15 protein-coding genes are annotated in these 15875 nt (G+C 45.4%); 2 read left to right on the forward strand and 13 right to left on the reverse strand.

Translation table 11 applies throughout. From position 1 onward, the window contains the following. Nucleotides 1-94: 94 nt before the first annotated feature. From J6I68_RS10710 to J6I68_RS10740, 7 genes are all read right to left on the reverse strand, one after another. A complete protein-coding gene (locus J6I68_RS10710) occupies nt 95-1972 on the reverse strand; it encodes a flagellar hook-associated protein FlgK (RefSeq protein WP_292220233.1) in 1878 nt (625 codons plus the stop codon). Nucleotides 1973-2013: 41 nt separating this feature from the next. Then, nucleotides 2014-3672, reverse strand: coding sequence for a flagellar hook-associated protein FlgK (gene flgK, locus J6I68_RS10715; protein WP_292220235.1), 1659 nt, complete (start codon nt 3670-3672; stop codon nt 2014-2016). 113 nt (nt 3673-3785) lie between these two features. Then, entirely contained in the window at nt 3786-4304 is a 519-nt protein-coding gene (locus tag J6I68_RS10720) for a flagellar protein FlgN (protein ID WP_292220237.1), read from the reverse strand. A gap of 44 nt (nt 4305-4348) precedes the next feature. Further along, a complete protein-coding gene (gene flgM, locus J6I68_RS10725; protein WP_120739302.1) occupies nt 4349-4627 on the reverse strand; it encodes a flagellar biosynthesis anti-sigma factor FlgM in 279 nt (92 codons plus the stop codon). A 366-nt stretch (nt 4628-4993) separates the two neighbouring features. Continuing rightward, nucleotides 4994-5527, reverse strand: a complete 534-nt coding sequence (locus tag J6I68_RS10730; protein WP_292220238.1) for a CYTH domain-containing protein — start codon at nt 5525-5527, stop codon at nt 4994-4996. A 39-nt stretch (nt 5528-5566) separates the two neighbouring features. After that, nucleotides 5567-6118, reverse strand: coding sequence for a DJ-1 family glyoxalase III (locus J6I68_RS10735; protein ID WP_292220240.1), 552 nt, complete (start codon nt 6116-6118; stop codon nt 5567-5569). 571 nt (nt 6119-6689) lie between these two features. Further along, complete coding sequence (locus J6I68_RS10740) at nt 6690-9137, reverse strand: carbohydrate-binding domain-containing protein (protein ID WP_292220243.1); 2448 nt, start codon at nt 9135-9137, stop codon at nt 6690-6692. A gap of 295 nt (nt 9138-9432) precedes the next feature. Here J6I68_RS10740 and rbr point away from each other — a divergent pair, with 295 nt between their 5' ends. Beyond that, on the forward strand, nt 9433-9990 hold the full coding sequence (gene rbr, locus J6I68_RS10745; RefSeq protein WP_292205128.1) for a rubrerythrin: 558 nt from the start codon (nt 9433-9435) through the stop codon (nt 9988-9990). A gap of 152 nt (nt 9991-10142) precedes the next feature. On the opposite strand, the gene J6I68_RS10750 is transcribed toward rbr, so the two are convergent. After that, complete coding sequence (locus J6I68_RS10750; protein ID WP_330622485.1) at nt 10143-10601, reverse strand: Hsp20/alpha crystallin family protein; 459 nt, start codon at nt 10599-10601, stop codon at nt 10143-10145. Nucleotides 10602-10854: 253 nt separating this feature from the next. Then, complete coding sequence (locus J6I68_RS10755) at nt 10855-12135, reverse strand: O-acetylhomoserine aminocarboxypropyltransferase/cysteine synthase family protein (RefSeq protein WP_292220246.1); 1281 nt, start codon at nt 12133-12135, stop codon at nt 10855-10857. Between the two features lie 174 nt (nt 12136-12309). On the opposite strand from J6I68_RS10755, the gene J6I68_RS10760 reads away from it, so the two are divergent. Beyond that, the gene (locus tag J6I68_RS10760; protein ID WP_292220248.1) at nt 12310-12711 is read left to right on the forward strand and encodes an RrF2 family transcriptional regulator; all 402 of its coding nucleotides are present in this window, start codon (nt 12310-12312) and stop codon (nt 12709-12711) included. A 74-nt stretch (nt 12712-12785) separates the two neighbouring features. On the opposite strand, the gene J6I68_RS10765 is transcribed toward J6I68_RS10760, so the two are convergent. The 4 genes from J6I68_RS10765 to J6I68_RS10780 form a co-directional block, all read right to left on the reverse strand. Next, nucleotides 12786-13883 (reverse strand): radical SAM protein, encoded by a 1098-nt coding sequence (locus tag J6I68_RS10765; protein ID WP_292220250.1) that lies wholly within the window; start codon nt 13881-13883, stop codon nt 12786-12788. 242 nt (nt 13884-14125) lie between these two features. Further along, nucleotides 14126-14818, reverse strand: a complete 693-nt coding sequence (locus J6I68_RS10770; RefSeq protein WP_292220251.1) for a YczE/YyaS/YitT family protein — start codon at nt 14816-14818, stop codon at nt 14126-14128. Nucleotides 14819-14832: 14 nt separating this feature from the next. Next, nucleotides 14833-15477, reverse strand: a complete 645-nt coding sequence (locus tag J6I68_RS10775) for an MBL fold metallo-hydrolase (RefSeq protein ID WP_292220253.1) — start codon at nt 15475-15477, stop codon at nt 14833-14835. Nucleotides 15478-15598: 121 nt separating this feature from the next. After that, the coding region (locus J6I68_RS10780) for a cupin domain-containing protein (protein ID WP_292220254.1) at nt 15599-15875 on the reverse strand (277 nt) is incomplete at its 5' end.

Below are 15875 nucleotides of genomic sequence, written 5' to 3' on the forward strand. Positions count from 1 at the left end.
TTTCAATAACTATATCGGCAGTTTTCCCGTAAACTTAAGACAGCACCTGCAAATTCTTGCAGATGCTGCCATCATTTTTTCTATCTCAGTTTTTTTATACTCCAGTCTGAAGGATTAGTCTGTCGTAGATCTCCGTAAGAGTCTGTATCATCTTGGAGGAAAGAGTGTATGCATTCTGGAATTTTACCAGGTTTGAAGCTTCCTCGTCCTCATCAACGCCTGAGTCTGAAAGCCTCTGATTGCCGATGGTGTTTTCAAGGGATGTATAAGTCTCCTCCAAAGTGTTGGAGTTACTCTTGTTAAGTGCCACATCTCCGAGAACCTTTGTAAGGAACTCTCCTGATGTTGCTCCTCTGAATATCCTCTTGGTATCCAGCATCTCTTTTAACTTGCTGAGATTGCCAAACTCTGACTCGCCCTCAGTGACATCTGCCTTGGTTGCCAGTCTGTCTGAGTTATCCAAAAGAACTGAACTTACCGTGAAATTACCAGCTCTTACCTTGTAATAACCTTTGTTTGCAGAAAGAGTTGTGAGCTCCTCGTAGCTGTACTCTGCTGCTGAGTTGTTATCCATAACTGCGGAAAAGACATTTACGCCCTCCAGGGAATCTGATGTATATCCGGAAACCATTATTTGGTTGAAAGCGTCTGAGAACTGGCGGATCCACTCGTTCATCTGGGCCATGTAATAAGGAATTCCCTGATAGCTGTTGGAGTATCCGATGCTTACGTTCTTGCCCTCATCAGGAAGACTTGAAAGTGTGGAAGGATCCATGGTAAAGGTGTACACGTCATTGCCGTCGTACTCCCAACTGTCGTACTTGTAAGTCTTGGCACCGACCTTGATGGTGCCATCCTCAGGGATTGTAGCCTTGGTCATGCTCTTTAGGTAATCAGCTTCTACCTTGACGCTCATTGTCACTGTTCCGTCAGGGTGCTGAACTACGCCGTTTACGCCTGTCGTTCCATCTGTAACCTGACTCTTACCGTGGAAGTACTGGTAGTTGTTACCATCTCTCATGGCCAGAAGTCCCTGGAGTTCGCCGCCAATAAGCTTTGAATCAAGGGCGAAATCTGAAAGCTCGTTTACATTGTCGCCATCCTTATAATTTGCGCCGCCCCACTTGATGTCGAAAAGACCTTTGACATCATTCTGGTTAACTGCGCCGTCATCATCTCTTGATACGCAGATCATCTGCTTGTACTCGTAGGTATCAACCAGCTCGTAAGCTGAGCCAACCCAGATCTGGAATCTTGTAGCTCCAGTCTCTCTGTCGGGCTGTGACTCATCAACTATAGGAGTTTCCTTGGTCTCAACTGAGATTATCTTGGAAAGCTCATCCACCAGAACATCTCTTTTGTCCCTGAGCTCATTAGCCCTTGCGCCAGTCATCTCGATGACGTTGATCTGCTTGTTTATGGAAGCAACTTCCTGAGCAATGGCACTTACTCTGTCGGCCGCAAGCTTGATCTCTGCGTTGACATCTGCCTGCTCGTTCTGAAGTGAGTTGTATACGTTATTGAAATACTCTGTGATACTCTTAAGGCTTGATACGAAAGTTGCCTTGGTTTCTGTGGTTCCAGCTGCTGTCATTACTGACTGCATTGCAGTTTCCATCTTGTTGAAAAGAGATGAGAATCCGCTGGTTCCGTTGTCGTCCAGGTACTCTTCAATAAGACCGTTGTAATAGTTCTTTTGCTTAACTTCCCCAAGCAGGGTCTCGTTGTTCCTGTACTTGACGTCGTAAAATTCGTCCCTGACTCTCTCGATGGCGATGGTGTCAACACCTGCACCTGCGCAGCCGTACTTTGCAAAAACCCTTAAGGCGTCACTGGCTTCCTGTTTAACAGTCTGCCTTGAATAGCCGTCAGTGTTGGCATTTGATATGTTGTTGGCTGTGGTGTTCAGGGCTGCATTTGCTGCTCTAAGTCCTGAGCCTGCGATGTTAAGTCCAAAGAATTGAGAAGTCATGCGGGTTCTCCTTCAAAATAATCTACACGCGGTTCGGATTATCAGCTTCCGAGAGTTGAAACCAGATGCTCAAGCATTTCGCTCACTACATTTATATATCGGCTGGATGCGTTGTATGCATTCTGGAACATGATCATAAATTCAAGTTCCTCATCGCTTGATACTCCAACGATCTGCTCTCTTGCTGACTGTACCGAGTCAACAGTCTGTTCCTGCGCTTCCTTGATGTTGTCGTAAACATCACCTGAGTTGGCAACCTGTGAAACCAGGCTGTTGTAATAGGTGACGAAGCTGTTTCTTGTTGAAACGTTTGGATTGAGGACGTAATTTTCTTTTGTGAAAGCCTCTTTTATCTTGGTAACTGTGTCGTTGTCCTCATTTCCATCTACGGTTCTGTAGGTGAAAAGAGTGGGCTCCTGTATGAGCTTTGGATTTATCTGAGTGTTCTTTATTGTAAAGCCTGTAAGCACTGTGCCTGCTGGCTTTTCTTTACTGATGTCGTAGGTGAGCTTATCCTCTTCGTTGGCGCAGCTAAAAAGCGTGAATTCCTTGGCTTCTCCAACACTTCCATCAAGGAATGCCGGATTACTTTCAGCGTTTTCCATGATGTCGTTGATGGTTGTCATAACTGTGTGCACCATCTGGTCGAACTCAGCCTGAACGTTCATGATAACGGACTGTGCGATGTTGGTGTTGTAGAACTCGGAGTCCTCTGTGATATCGTGGTAAGTTGCGTTGTGGTCGCCCCTTGCAAGAAGCACTGAACGGAGCTTTCCGATATCGGTGTTTGTCACAGTTGAGATGTTCTGTGTCAGGTCGTAAACATGAGCTCCTTCTATAGAAACTACTGTCTTGGATCCGTCGTGGTTGTCCACTGTTTTTGCTGCGTACTCCCAATATGGAGTTGCATATCCCACTGAGCTTTCAAGAGTTGTATCAACTCCCAGGTGATTTACGTGGTCGGTTGTTACAAATGAAGATCCTTCGAAAAGAACTGCCACATTGCCAAAGATATCTTCCTGGTACTCGATCTTTCCGTACTCACCAAGCCTGTCTAGTAGGAGGTTTCTCTCATCTCTAAGGTCGTTTGCTTTTTCTTCTCTGCCTGACTCGATGTTTACGATATCTTCGTTTAAAGCTCTGATGCGGTCGCCGATCTTGTTGATGTCATCGCACATGGTCTTTACTGTGGAATCCATGTTTTCCTGATATGAAACCAGGCCATCATATACGCTCTTGGCTCTTGTCAAAAACTCATTTGCCCTTGTGACAAAAGAGCTCTGTGTAACCGCTGAGCATGGATCCTTAGCCAGCTCCTGTACTGAAACCCAAAGGTTATTGAGGGAATCAGCGAACTCAGAACCATTCATTTCCTGGAGCTGATCTTCTATTTCTTCAAGAGCTTTTACTGAAACGTCATAAAAAGCGAGCCTGCCATTCTCCGTCCTATAGGAGATATCCAGGAATTCGCTTCTGACCTGCTTACAATTATTATAATTAACTCCGGTTCCGATCTGTTTCCAGGCGATGGCTTCATTCTTTTTCTCTAAAGTCTGATACGCTCTGGTTCCCTGTGAAACCTGCTGCCTTGTGTAGCCCTCGGTGTCCAGGTTCGCCATGTTATGTGCTGTGGTGTTCAGCGCATTCTGGGAAGTTGTAAGACCCGATGTACCTACATATAAGTTAGCCATTAAAGACATGTTTGTTACCTCGCTGTCCCTTGTTTTAGGGTACAAAAAAGACACTACCGCGATTTACGGTATTCACCCGGGTGGATTATCTACATGCTCCCGTACCACTTTTTAGTGGTACGTTACTGCTTTGCATCAAACCCGCCCGATGTGTAACCTAAACATTCGCCTGTAGTGTCTGCAGCTCTTGAGTAATTCGCCGTCTGGGGAGCTCTCTTAGACGCTTGGATGATGTTCATCTCGAATTGAACCATCTCTATGGAACTCTTTAATAGTTCCTGGTTCTGTCCATTTACACGCCTGACATTGTCTGCAACGGCAACAAGCCTATCCCGCTGCACTGCCAGGTTTCTCTGATCCGCTGGTCTCTTCTCAAGTACCTGGATCAGATCGGTCAGTTTTAATGAATTAACATCCATGTTAAGTACATTTGCAATATCCGTCATTGCTGTCACTCTTTGTTTTTCTGCCGCTTGGATATCGCCTATTATGCACTGCTCCTCATCCGTGATTTCTGCAAGTGCCTTAAGATCACCTTTGATAATGATAGTGGTCTTCCGGCTAGATAATCCCAGTAATTTTTCATAAAGTGAACCTTCTCTGTCGAGAACATCCACCAGTGTTTCTACAAGACTTGCCACTGGAATCATCCTCCTATGTTATTTAATTGATGTGGCCTGACTAGTTAAGCCAGCTCTTCGTACTTTGCCAGCAACTTATCAGCAAAAGCCTCTCCACTCACATCATAAGTACCGTTTTTAATAGCAGCTTTTAACTTTGCAACGACATCTTCCCTGACATCCGGAGCATTGTTTACAGCCTGTTTAGCAACCTGGATATCTTTTCCAATAGAAGAAAATGATACAGTATCTCTGATATCATTGGTCTTCTTAGCTGCCTGCGGCTTACCTACTTTGCTGTTAGAGTAAATCTGCTGAACCTGACTGTATGCTTCTATTCGCATATCTTTTCCTCCTTCCTTGGAGTATTTTTGAACTTCTATATCATTTATCGGTAGAAGTCACCATTACTTTAGCTTTTTTCTAAAAAATTTCCCCAAACCTTTTAGAGCCTGTAATGGTAAAAATACAACCAAGGGCCGTTATGTAATAAGTTGATAGAATCCCTTGTTTCCGTACAATTCCCGGGTTTTTTATTCAAAACCCACTCGTTCCGTCGTAAGATATATCGGAATATGAAGGGCAAACTTTAGAGTTATTTTAGAAATTAAATTGTAAACTTTTTGTGAACAAAATTATTTTTATGATATTTGAAATTGTGATCTGATGCAAGCCACAATTTTGTAAGCTCTTGTGGAAGTCAATTTGTATTAGAGCTGCTCTGCGCTCATGTGGGCGTTGCTGTACTGTGGGTCTCCTGTGACGTCCTGGGAGAACCACTCTGCAGGGTGATAGACAAGCGCTGCTTCCTCTGTTGGGAACTCAACTTCTGCAAGGATCCTTCCTGCGAATACACCTTCGAATACATCCAGTTCGATCTTAATGCTGCGATTCTGGACAGCGGACTTAAGTTCTGGATTTGCCTCAAGGATATCCTCGTCAAATGCATCATCGTTTAAAGGGATGAGATATCTCTTTTTGGTAATGATGTTGCCATCAGCCTTGGAAGATAGGTGCTCGTAAGCCTCCTTGGTAAGGGGCATGTTGTACTCTGTCTGACCGATGCGTGCCTGAGCGCTTCCCTTAAGTCCCTTATATGTCATGTAGTATGTATCATCTTCCCTGCGCACGCGAACTGCAGGGCTTACATTTAGGTACGCCTGCTCGATCTGATGAAAGGGATATTTGTTTAAGTCGTCCGGAAATTCTTTTACCAGGAATTTCCTCTCTATCTCTACGCCCATGGATACTGTTGTCTCCTTAATTGTAGTTGCGGCTGCGGTTCACGCCTTGTAGACAATCCGCTCTGCCATGTCCTTGGCAGCATTGATGCCCTGGAAGTGCTCAATTATCGCAAGTCCAAAGTCAATTGCTGTACCCATCCCGCGGCTGGTGATGAAGTTGCCGTCCTTTACAACTGGGCTTGTCTGGAAGTCAGCTCCTGTAAGGTCCACTTCACACCCCGGGTAGCAGGTAGCTTTTTTGCCCTTAAGAAGTCCCATCTTACCGTATACTGTAGGTGCAGCGCAGATAGCTGCCAGCATCTTGCCCTCAGCATTAAACTCTTTTATCTTGTCCTTAAGAGGCTCGCAGGCATACAGATTCCTGGTTCCAGGCTGTCCTCCAGGAAGGATCAGCATATCCACGCCGCTAAAATTAAAATCCTCAAATGTAGTGTCCGCCTCCACAGCGATTTCGTGGGATCCATAGACACTCTTGCTCTCCATTATGGAGACCATTGTTATATCGATTTTGGCCCTGCGGAGCAGATCAACAACTGTCAGCGCCTCAATCTCTTCAAATCCGTCAGCCAGGAAAATTGCAGTTTTTTGCATGTTTTGCCTCCTTATTGCTTGATAGCTTAGTTATAAAGTAGATCTTGCTTGTGCAACAACTCTGTTATATTTTAGATTTTGCTTGTGCAAGCTTTTTTCACTACAAACTATGTCATCTATTATATAGCATGTTATCTACTTTAAGCTATCTTTCGCAATCCTTTAATTGGAAAAAATATGATTTGCACAAAAAGAACTGCCAGGAAGCTTGGCAGTTCTTAAACTGTAGACAAAGTATAGCTTATCCATAGTCACTTCTTGAGCTTCTTAATGAATACTCAAAAATATGGTTTTTTATGATTACGGACTATAGCATAGAAAAATGCTCCACAGTAGGTAATTATTCCCGCTAAATAGCTTCTCAAAAATACATTTTCAGCCTGAAGACATTTTGGGAGGCCTATAGTCCGTAATTTGCAGATCAGGTTCAGTAGAATAATTCCTTGAAAATGCTCGTATTACGGACTATAGACATAAAAAAACTTGCGTAGTCTGTTATGTAATTTAATAACAATTGATATTGGCCATTATTTTACGGACTACGATATGGAAATAAGCCATTCAGTCTGAATCATCCTTGCCCTGGAGCCTGCTGACCGCCAGGCCCGCCCTGCATTCCCTGACCAGGAGCCTGCTGACCACCAGGGCCACCTTGCATTCCCTGGCCACCAGGACCGCCAAATCCACCTTGGCCACCAGGGCCAGCTGGCATTGTCCCTGATGTTCCATCTGTACTGCCATTCTGGTCACTGCCAGAATTTGTACTGCCACTTTGGTCAGTTCCAGCCTCTCCACTACTGGTCTGGCCATTCATGTTTCCGCGGCCGCCATTGCCACCATTCATTCCGCGGCCGCCGAATCCGCCATTGCCGCCAGGGCCGCCCTGTCCGCCCATTCCACCAAAGCCGCCCATTCCGCTGGCTGCTCCATTGGTGGCGTTTATGTCATCTGCTGAAAGCTCACCAGTAAGGTCCCCAGCAGTAAAGGTATAAGTCTCGCCAGTCTCAAGATCTCCAGATGAATATGTAATAGCGTTGGCGCTCTTAGTTGTTGTGACAGTTGCGACTACGCTTCCGTCTGAGTCTGTAATCTTGATCTCTGTGCCTTCCTCAAGATTTTCATCAAATACATATGTAAGAACCTGCTGGGTTGAAGAAGAGTCAGCGTTTTCCATCATTCCAGACATTCCAATTGCAGTTACAGTTCCGCCATTAACCACGAAAGTTCCCTGGTTCTCAGTTCCTATATCAATTGCCGCGTTACCTGAATTTGCAGGACCGTCAACATAGACTGTTCCGCCATTTATGACGATGTCCTTATTTGAGTCAATACCGTCGCCTGAAGAATTCACATATACATCGCCGCCGTTAATAGTGATGAGAGGATCAGCCTCTGATGATGAAGCATTAAATCCGTCGTCGGATGAAGTCACGCTGATCTCGCCGTCGTTGACGGTAATTGTTGCGCCTTCAATTCCTTCGTAGCACTCGTCGATAGTGATGCTGCCACCATCTATAACCAGATCCGTTTCTGTGTGGATAGCGTCATCTCCCGCTTTTATGGCAAAAGAGCCACCGCTCACCGTAAGTGCACCATCTGCATGTACAGCGTCGTCCACTGTATCCATTTCAAAAGAGCCACCGCTGATGGTCATATCTCCTGCTGCCTTGAATCCCTTCTGGCTCACAGCATTTGAATCTGAATCGAGGCTGTTCTCAAAGTCCATGGCCATGCCCATTCTGCCCTGGAACTGAGTTGTGGTAGCAGTGTCACTGGATGCACTTGCATCACCTGATGACGCCTGGCTATCTGAAGTTGTCTGACCACTCGCTGGTGCCTGTGGCATCTGTCCATCTGAAGGCATTTCCGGCATCTGTCCATCTGCTGGCATTTCTGGCATCTGACCATCTGCTGGCATCTGTGGCATCTGTTGTGTAGTCGTGCTACTATCTGTTCCGCTTTCTGTGGTACTATTCTGGCGGTTCATCTTGCCACCAAAGCCGCCATTTCCGCCGCCAAAGCCCATCTCGGACTTCTTCTCAGCAGAAGCAGCTCCATCGCCTGTAACAACTGTGAATGTTCCATCTTCTATATTAAGAGTTCCATCAGACTGAACAGCATCGCCAACGGACTTAAGGTCAAATACGCCTGACGTGATAGTAACATCTGTTCCGCCCTTGATACCGTCGTTAGCCGCAACCATTACAAGATTCACGCACTCAACTGTAAGATTAGTCTTGGACTGAATGCCGTTGTTGATGTAACCATATACATTAAGTGTTCCAGCGCCAGAGATCATCAGGTCGCACTTAGCCATGATAGTAGCTTTCTGGCTGTTACTGAAACCATCGTCTGTTGTTTCGCTGTCTGACGTAGCCTCATCTGAGCTCTCACTATTCGCATCACTACTTGTCTCTGTGCTCTGACTCTTTAAATTCCCAGACTCAGTTGTCTCGCCACTGCTCTCAGAATCATCACTTGAATTAGCTTCCTCAACTGCAGCCTTGGCTGTCTCGTAAGTCTCCTCAGTTCCGCTTGTGAGGCTATTTACTGTACCCTCCATAACGTAGACTACTGCGCTATTGGCCTCTTCTATATAAATGGCGTCCTTGTCGCTGTTTGTGATGGTCACGCCATTTAGAATGATCTGAACATCCTGCCCCTCTGCTTCAACCTTGATCCTGCCTTCAGTAAGGGTTCCGGTAAAAGAGTATGTTCCGCCCTGTTCAATTATCACGTCACTTCCATCTACCGTAACGCCAGATCCATCGACGCTGGTTCCATCATCTGAAAGAGTAACTGCTGCATTCACATCGCCAAGCACTACACTGCTCTCCGCGGAGCTTTCAAGAGCACTTGAATCATTTCCTTCTACTGTAACTCCTTTAGTTTCAGAACCCAGAACGCTACTTTTAAGATTTTCTGCAAGCTCCCCAGAGCATCCTGTCAGCGCCAGAGCTGCTGCCATTGCCATCGCACACACTAAGTTTAATCTTGATCTCATAAATTTGTTGATCATGTTTTCACCTCATATTTCTCTGCTGTTGAAGATCTAGCAAATTACAGTTTTAACCTCTATTACTTAATCTGCCTAAACCGCACAGCTTGTTTTAATCTATAGTTTCTTTGGTTTACAATGCCATTTTATTTTCCCAACCTAAATCCATCCTAAAAATTCCTAAAAATAAATCTAAACTTCCCAAAACTATCCATAGCTTTAGTTTCCGCCATATGCTAGAATATCTTTACAACACGAAAAGCCCGTAATTAAAGGCTTTTCAAAATGTCTTTTCACAGGAAAGGGGATTTAAAAAATGGCTAATCTTGAACCAAGAACCAACGAACTTAAGGGAACTGAAACTGAAAAGAACCTCATGGCTGCATTTGCAGGTGAGTCAGAGGCAAGAAACAAATACACATACTTCGCTTCTAAGGCTAAGAAGGACGGATACGTTCAGATCGGCAAGATCTTTGAGGAGACAGCTGCTAATGAGAAAGAGCACGCTAAGCTCTGGTACAAGATCCTTTCAGGGATCGGATCAACAGTTGACTGCCTTAACGCAGCAGCAGACGGTGAGGCTTATGAGTGGAAAGAGATGTATCCTTCATTTGCCAAGACTGCAAGAGAAGAAGGCTTTAACGACATCGCTGACCTCTTTGAGCAGGTAGCAGCAATCGAGAAGGAGCACGAGGAGAGATACAGAAAGCTTCTTAAGAACATCGAGGATGGCATCGTATTTTCAGCTGACGGCGACACAATCTGGGAGTGCTCAAACTGCGGACACGTAGTTGTTGGACCTAAGGCTCCAGAAGTTTGCCCTGTATGCAACCACCCTCAGGCTTACTTCCAGAAGAAGGCTCAGAATTATTAATTAGGAAAAGAGCTATCTGCAAGTGCAAAGCTCTTTTGCCAGAAATAGAGGTGCCCCGGACCTGTACAAAACAGATTCGGGGCGTTTTTATGTTACTGGGTATTTAGTTGTACGCTTAAACTCGTAACTTCGTTCAGAAGGTCTCTTCTCTATCAATCCTTAACTTCGATCTTGAAGGTCTCTTCCTTCTCAGGGATGGTTTCCTTCTTAGGAAGGTTAACTGTAAGGACTCCGTTCTTGTACTGAGCGATGATGTCCTCAGGCTTAAGTCCCTCTACATGGAAGGATCTCTGGTAAGATGAGCTTCTTCTCTCGCGGCGGATGTACTTGCCATCACTGTCCTTCTCATCATTGTTCTCATTGTGAGAAGCGCTGATGGTAAGTGTGTCGTTCTTGAGGTCGATGCTGATGTCTTCCTTGTTGAATCCAGGAAGCTCAGCCTCAAGCTGGTAAGCATCCTCTTTCTCGATCACATCAGTTCTCATAAGGCCTGACATAGAGTCGAACTGCTTGGCAGCCTGTGGTGCTCTGCAGGATCCTCCGAAGAACCCATCGTTAAAGAAATTGTCCATCTCATCAAATATATCATTATTACTCCATAACATTGGCATCAACATATCTATCACTCCTTTACTTAAATATTTTTTGTGGTGTAGTGGTTTTGTGTTATTAGCACTCGAAGTGTTCGGCTGCTAATTTCTTGTTACAAGTATGTTATAGAACAACTAGAACAATATGTCAACACCTCTTCGGACAAAATTTTCTAAAATAAATATAAACAAAGGCCAAAGCTACATTTTATGCGGCTTTGGCCCCTGTAAGTAGGAGATTTTTTATGACTTAAATTGGCATTTTATTGGCTTTTTATATAGCTGCAAAACCCTTTTCAAGGTCAGCAATAATATCATCAATATGCTCTGTTCCGATTGAAAGTCTGATGGTGCTCTGGGTGATTCCCTGGTCCTTCAGCTCCTCATCGTTTAGCTGTGAGTGTGTTGTTGTAGCTGGATGGATAACAAGGCTCTTTACATCAGCTACATTTGCAAGAAGGGAAAAGATCTCAAGGTTGTCAATAAACTTCCAGGCTGCTTCCTTTCCGCCCTTTATCTCAAAGGTGAAGATTGATGCACCGCCGTTAGGGAAGTACTTCTCATAAAGCGCATGATCAGGGTGATCAGCGATAGATGGGTGATTGACCTTCTCTACCTTGGGGTGATTCTTTAAGAATTCCACAACCTTCTTGGTATTCTCAGCGTGTCTGTCAAGGCGAAGTGAAAGTGTCTCAACGCCCTGAAGGAGCAGGAATGCGTTAAATGGAGAGATTGTTGCTCCAGTGTCCCTAAGAAGGATTGCCCTGATATAAGTAACGAATGCAGCTGGGCCTACAGCATCTGCAAAAGAAACTCCGTGGTAGCTTGGGTTAGGATCCGCGATATTAGGATATTTGCCACTCTTGTGCCAGTCGAACTTACCTGACTCAACGATGATACCACCAAGGGTTGTGCCATGTCCTCCGATAAACTTGGTTGCTGAGTGAACAACAATATCAGCGCCGTGCTCGATAGGCCTTATAAGATATGGTGTTCCAAATGTGTTGTCGATAACAAGTGGAAGTCCGTGCTTATGTGCGATCTCTGCGATGGCATCGATGTCTGGAATATCACTGTTTGGATTTCCAAGAGTCTCAAGGTAGATTGCTCTTGTATCTTCCTTAATTGCTCCCTCAACCTCTGCAAGATCATGAGCATCTACAAAAGTAGTATTGATACCATACTGTGGAAGTGTATGTGCCAGCAGGTTGTAGCTGCCGCCGTAGATTGTCTTCTGAGCAACGATGTGACCGCCATTTGCTGCAAGTGCCTGAATCGTATATGTGATGGCTGCTGCTCCGGAAGCTACTGCAAGAGCTGCTGAGCCACCTTCAAGTGCTGCAAGTCTCTTTTCCAAAACGTCCTGTGTTGAATTGGTAAGTCTTCCGTAGATGTTACCTGCATCAGCAAGTCCGAATCTGTCTGCTGCGTGCTGGCTGTTTCTGAAAACGTAAGATGTTGTCTGGTAAATAGGAACTGCCCTTGCATCTGTTGCTGGATCTGGCTGCTCCTGACCAACGTGTAACTGTAATGTCTCAAATCTGTAACCACTCATACCTTTGTCCTCCTGGTGTTTTATTTTAATGTCGTTTATTTATCGCTTTAACTTGTTAAAAAGATTATTACTATTTGCCTACTGTGTCAATAGGTTTTACAATAGCTTATAGTTATTGCTATCTATACGATTTACTTATAACATTATGTAAAAGAACTATCGAAGGGGATCATCATGTTTTCAACCAAGGGAAGATACGCACTTAGAATGATAATAGATCTGGCTGAGCAGCCGGGGGATGAGTTCATTCCGCTTAAGGATATCGCAGACCGCCAGGGCCTTTCCAAGAAATATATGGAGATCATAGCAAAAGAGCTGGTCCACGGCGGACTCCTTGCTGGTGCCAGCGGAAAACACGGCGGATACAAGCTCACCAAGACTCCGGAAGAATACTCAGTTGGTGAGATCATCGAGCTCATGGAAGGCTCCATTGCTCCTGTTGCCTGCCTTGCAGATAATGCAGAGGATTGCCCAAGAAAGGCTTCCTGCAAGACTCTCTCCATGTGGGAGGAGTTCTACGAAATAGAGCGGGATTTCTTTTTCGGGAAAAGAATCAGCGACCTCACCCAGTCCTGATCCTTCGCCTCAAAAAACAAATCCCGCTCAGGTTCATTTTCTATATATTGCGCTTTCAGGCAGCGCATCTACACTCATACTGCGTTGCCAAGCAGCGCCTCTACTTCTTTTCTCTTTTCATAGAGAACACATCCGCCGTCGTGATCATCAAGCAGTACGCCCTCTTGCTGAAGGGCCCTAAAGAGCCTTGAGTTCATGGCTTCTCTCAGGGATGTGTCTTTTACATTTATATCTGAATATGGTGAGAATGGGCATGGCTCCGCTCCGCCGTGGGAGTTGATGTGGAAAAAGCCTCTGCCTGCAGCGATGCATCCGCCTGAGCTCTTCTCATCTCCAGGGAAGGAAACGAAGACCATCTCTGGATGGTCAGCTCTGAGGCGCATGATCTCTTTTTTCAGATACTCTCTGTCCTCATCGCCGGGAGCAAGGTGCTTGGAATCCTCAGTCACTGGCACAAACTCAACAAAGATAACTGCCTTGCATCCCTTATCTGATAACATTCCGATGAACTCCTCGGAAGATACATCTTTTAAATTCTCAGTTGTAACAGTCACTGAAGCGCCGTAAATAAGGCCTCTTCTGTTTAGCTCGTCCATGTTTGAAACAAGCTTGTCGTAAACGCCCCCGCCTCGGCGGGTGTCTGTTGCCTCCTTCTTTCCCTCGATGCTCATGATGGGCACCAGATTCCTGTTTTTATCGAACATATCAAAGTACTTGTCAGCCATGTAGGTTCCGTTGGTGAATATTGGGAAAAGAATATCCTGCTTCTTACCTGCTGCCTCGATGACGCCTTTACGAAGAAGTGGCTCACCACCTGCAAGAAGAATGAAGCTTACACCAAGGTCACTAGCCTCATCAAAGACCCTTAGCCACTCATCGTCAGATAGCTGCGCAACCGGCTCTGTATCCTGTGTTGCGTCGTTGCATCTTGAATAGCACCCAGCGCAGTGAAGATTACAGCTGCTGGTGATGCTGGCAATGAGAAATGGTGGAATGTGCTCACCCTCTGCCTCCAGCTTTGCTCTCTTTTTGGAAGCTGCCTTGGTCGCCAGGGCGAACTTGGCCATGTAGGCGCTCTCCTTTGGATTTTTTAGTGTGGCCTTGATGGCGTCTGAAACCACGCGCTCTACGCCATGGGTCATGTACTCCTGAATGTCAAAATCTTTACTCATGAAATCTGTTACCTCTGTATAACATATGATTGTACTTAGACTAAAGTTACTGATGGTTTGATTATACCACTTTTTGAATTTTGTGCAATTATATTGTTGGCAACAAGACACGGGGACGGTTCTACTGTCTTATTGTACACAATAAGACAGTAGAACCGTCCCCGTGTCTTGTCAGTAGAACCGCCCCCGTGTCTCATCCCAGCAAACCGTCCCGTGTCTTGTCCCACAAAAAAGGCAGCCCCTCAGGCCGCCTTTCTATTCACAAAGACTCTCACGGAGTCCGCTAAATGCTGATGATGAACATGGGTTGCATCAAACCTCACGCTCTTAAATGCCATCTGCATGATTGGTCCTGTGCAGAAGGCGCATATCAAAGTTCCAATTCCAACCGGACCTCCAAGGAGCCAGCCAATAAATGTGGCCAGGCTAAGAAGCGTGATGCTGACAACACCTATAGGGATCCTGCCAGCTCTTTTTGCAAGTGCTACAAGCAGCGTATCTCTTGGTCCGCATCCAAGGGAAGCGCTCATGTAGGTGTACTGAGTATAGGCCATGATGATAAGTCCGATGATCATCACAGGAATCCCTGTCAACAGGCTATCGCACTTAGGTACAGCGCCGATCCTGTTGAAAAAGTCAACAGCCTTACCAACTACAAAAGCGTCGATGAACATTGCAATCCCGATGGGTTCCCGAAGGGCGATATCGATTCCGAGAATCGTGTAGGACACTACGATCGATGCAGTACCGTACAAAATTCCCAGAGTCTTTGATAGTCCAAGGTTTAGCACATCCCAAGGTCCAGCGCCGATGTTTGCCTGTATCGTAAGATAAACTCCAAATCCGTTTACAAAAAGACTGACTGCCGCCAGCAGCATGTTTGTTACAATTGCGCCTCCTGTCCTGTTTTCATGAAGGCTCTTATTTTTAAACATTTAAGATAACTTCCTTACTCAAAATACTGAATTTTCTCAATAACCGTGACAGGCTCCTTTACAAGGGATGCAAAGGTCTGTCCGTCGGTTTTCTTCCCAACAATACTACCATAGTGCACAGGAATTGCAACCTCAGGTTTTATCGTATTGATCAGGTCCGCAGCTCTTTTCGCATCCATTGTATATGTGCCTCCAACTGGCAAAAGAGCTATATCGCACTTAACCTGCTTGGCTTCCTTGGTGGCGCCTGTATCTCCGGCAATGTAAATGCGCTTGCCATCTACGTTTAAAATGTATCCCAGCCACTCTGCCCTTCTTGGGTGGAAAGGCTTGATGGTGTTGTAGGCAGGGATCGTCTCAAGAGAAAGACCTGCAATCTCCCTTGTAACACCAGGCTTTAGGCCGATGACCTCTTTTACCTCACGCTCCAGCTCAAGAGCATCATCGATCATGCTCTCAGGAGCTACAAGGATCGTATCTGGCGCGATGACTTTTCTGATGTCCTCCACAGAAAAGTGATCATAGTGCTGATGGGTGATCAGGACATAATCTGCGTCGTGCATCTCCTTCTTTAAATGAAATGGATCCACGTAAATGACACCTGCGCTTGAGTTTATCCTTATGCTGTTTTGAGTAAAAACTTCAATGTTGTCGATCATGTTTCCCCCTTCTTGGTCACGTTTTTTGACATCAGGGTGTGACATCGGGGACGGTTCTGTTGTCGTATTTTATCCTAATAAAATATGACAACAGAACCGTCCCCATGTCACGCCCCATAACTCACTCTTCTAACGCTTTTTTATACGCAAGATTATATATTTCCTCCGGAAGTCCCGGATGATTCTCTCTTAGTTCATTAGCATAAACCAGCCTGAAACCGTCGTAGGTAAACTTAGGCGTTGTAATGCAGGAAACAAAGGTATATCCATCGTCGTCCATATTTTCAGCGGCAAAGATAGCCCCTTTGGGGATCACAACCATCACTCTCTCGTCCTTGTCCAGGTCATTTCCCAAAAGATACTCCACCCTGCCAGTATCAGTTATGACAGTGATGCGC

Source organism: Butyrivibrio sp. (assembly GCF_017940685.1).
GTDB lineage: Bacteria > Bacillota > Clostridia > Lachnospirales > Lachnospiraceae > Butyrivibrio.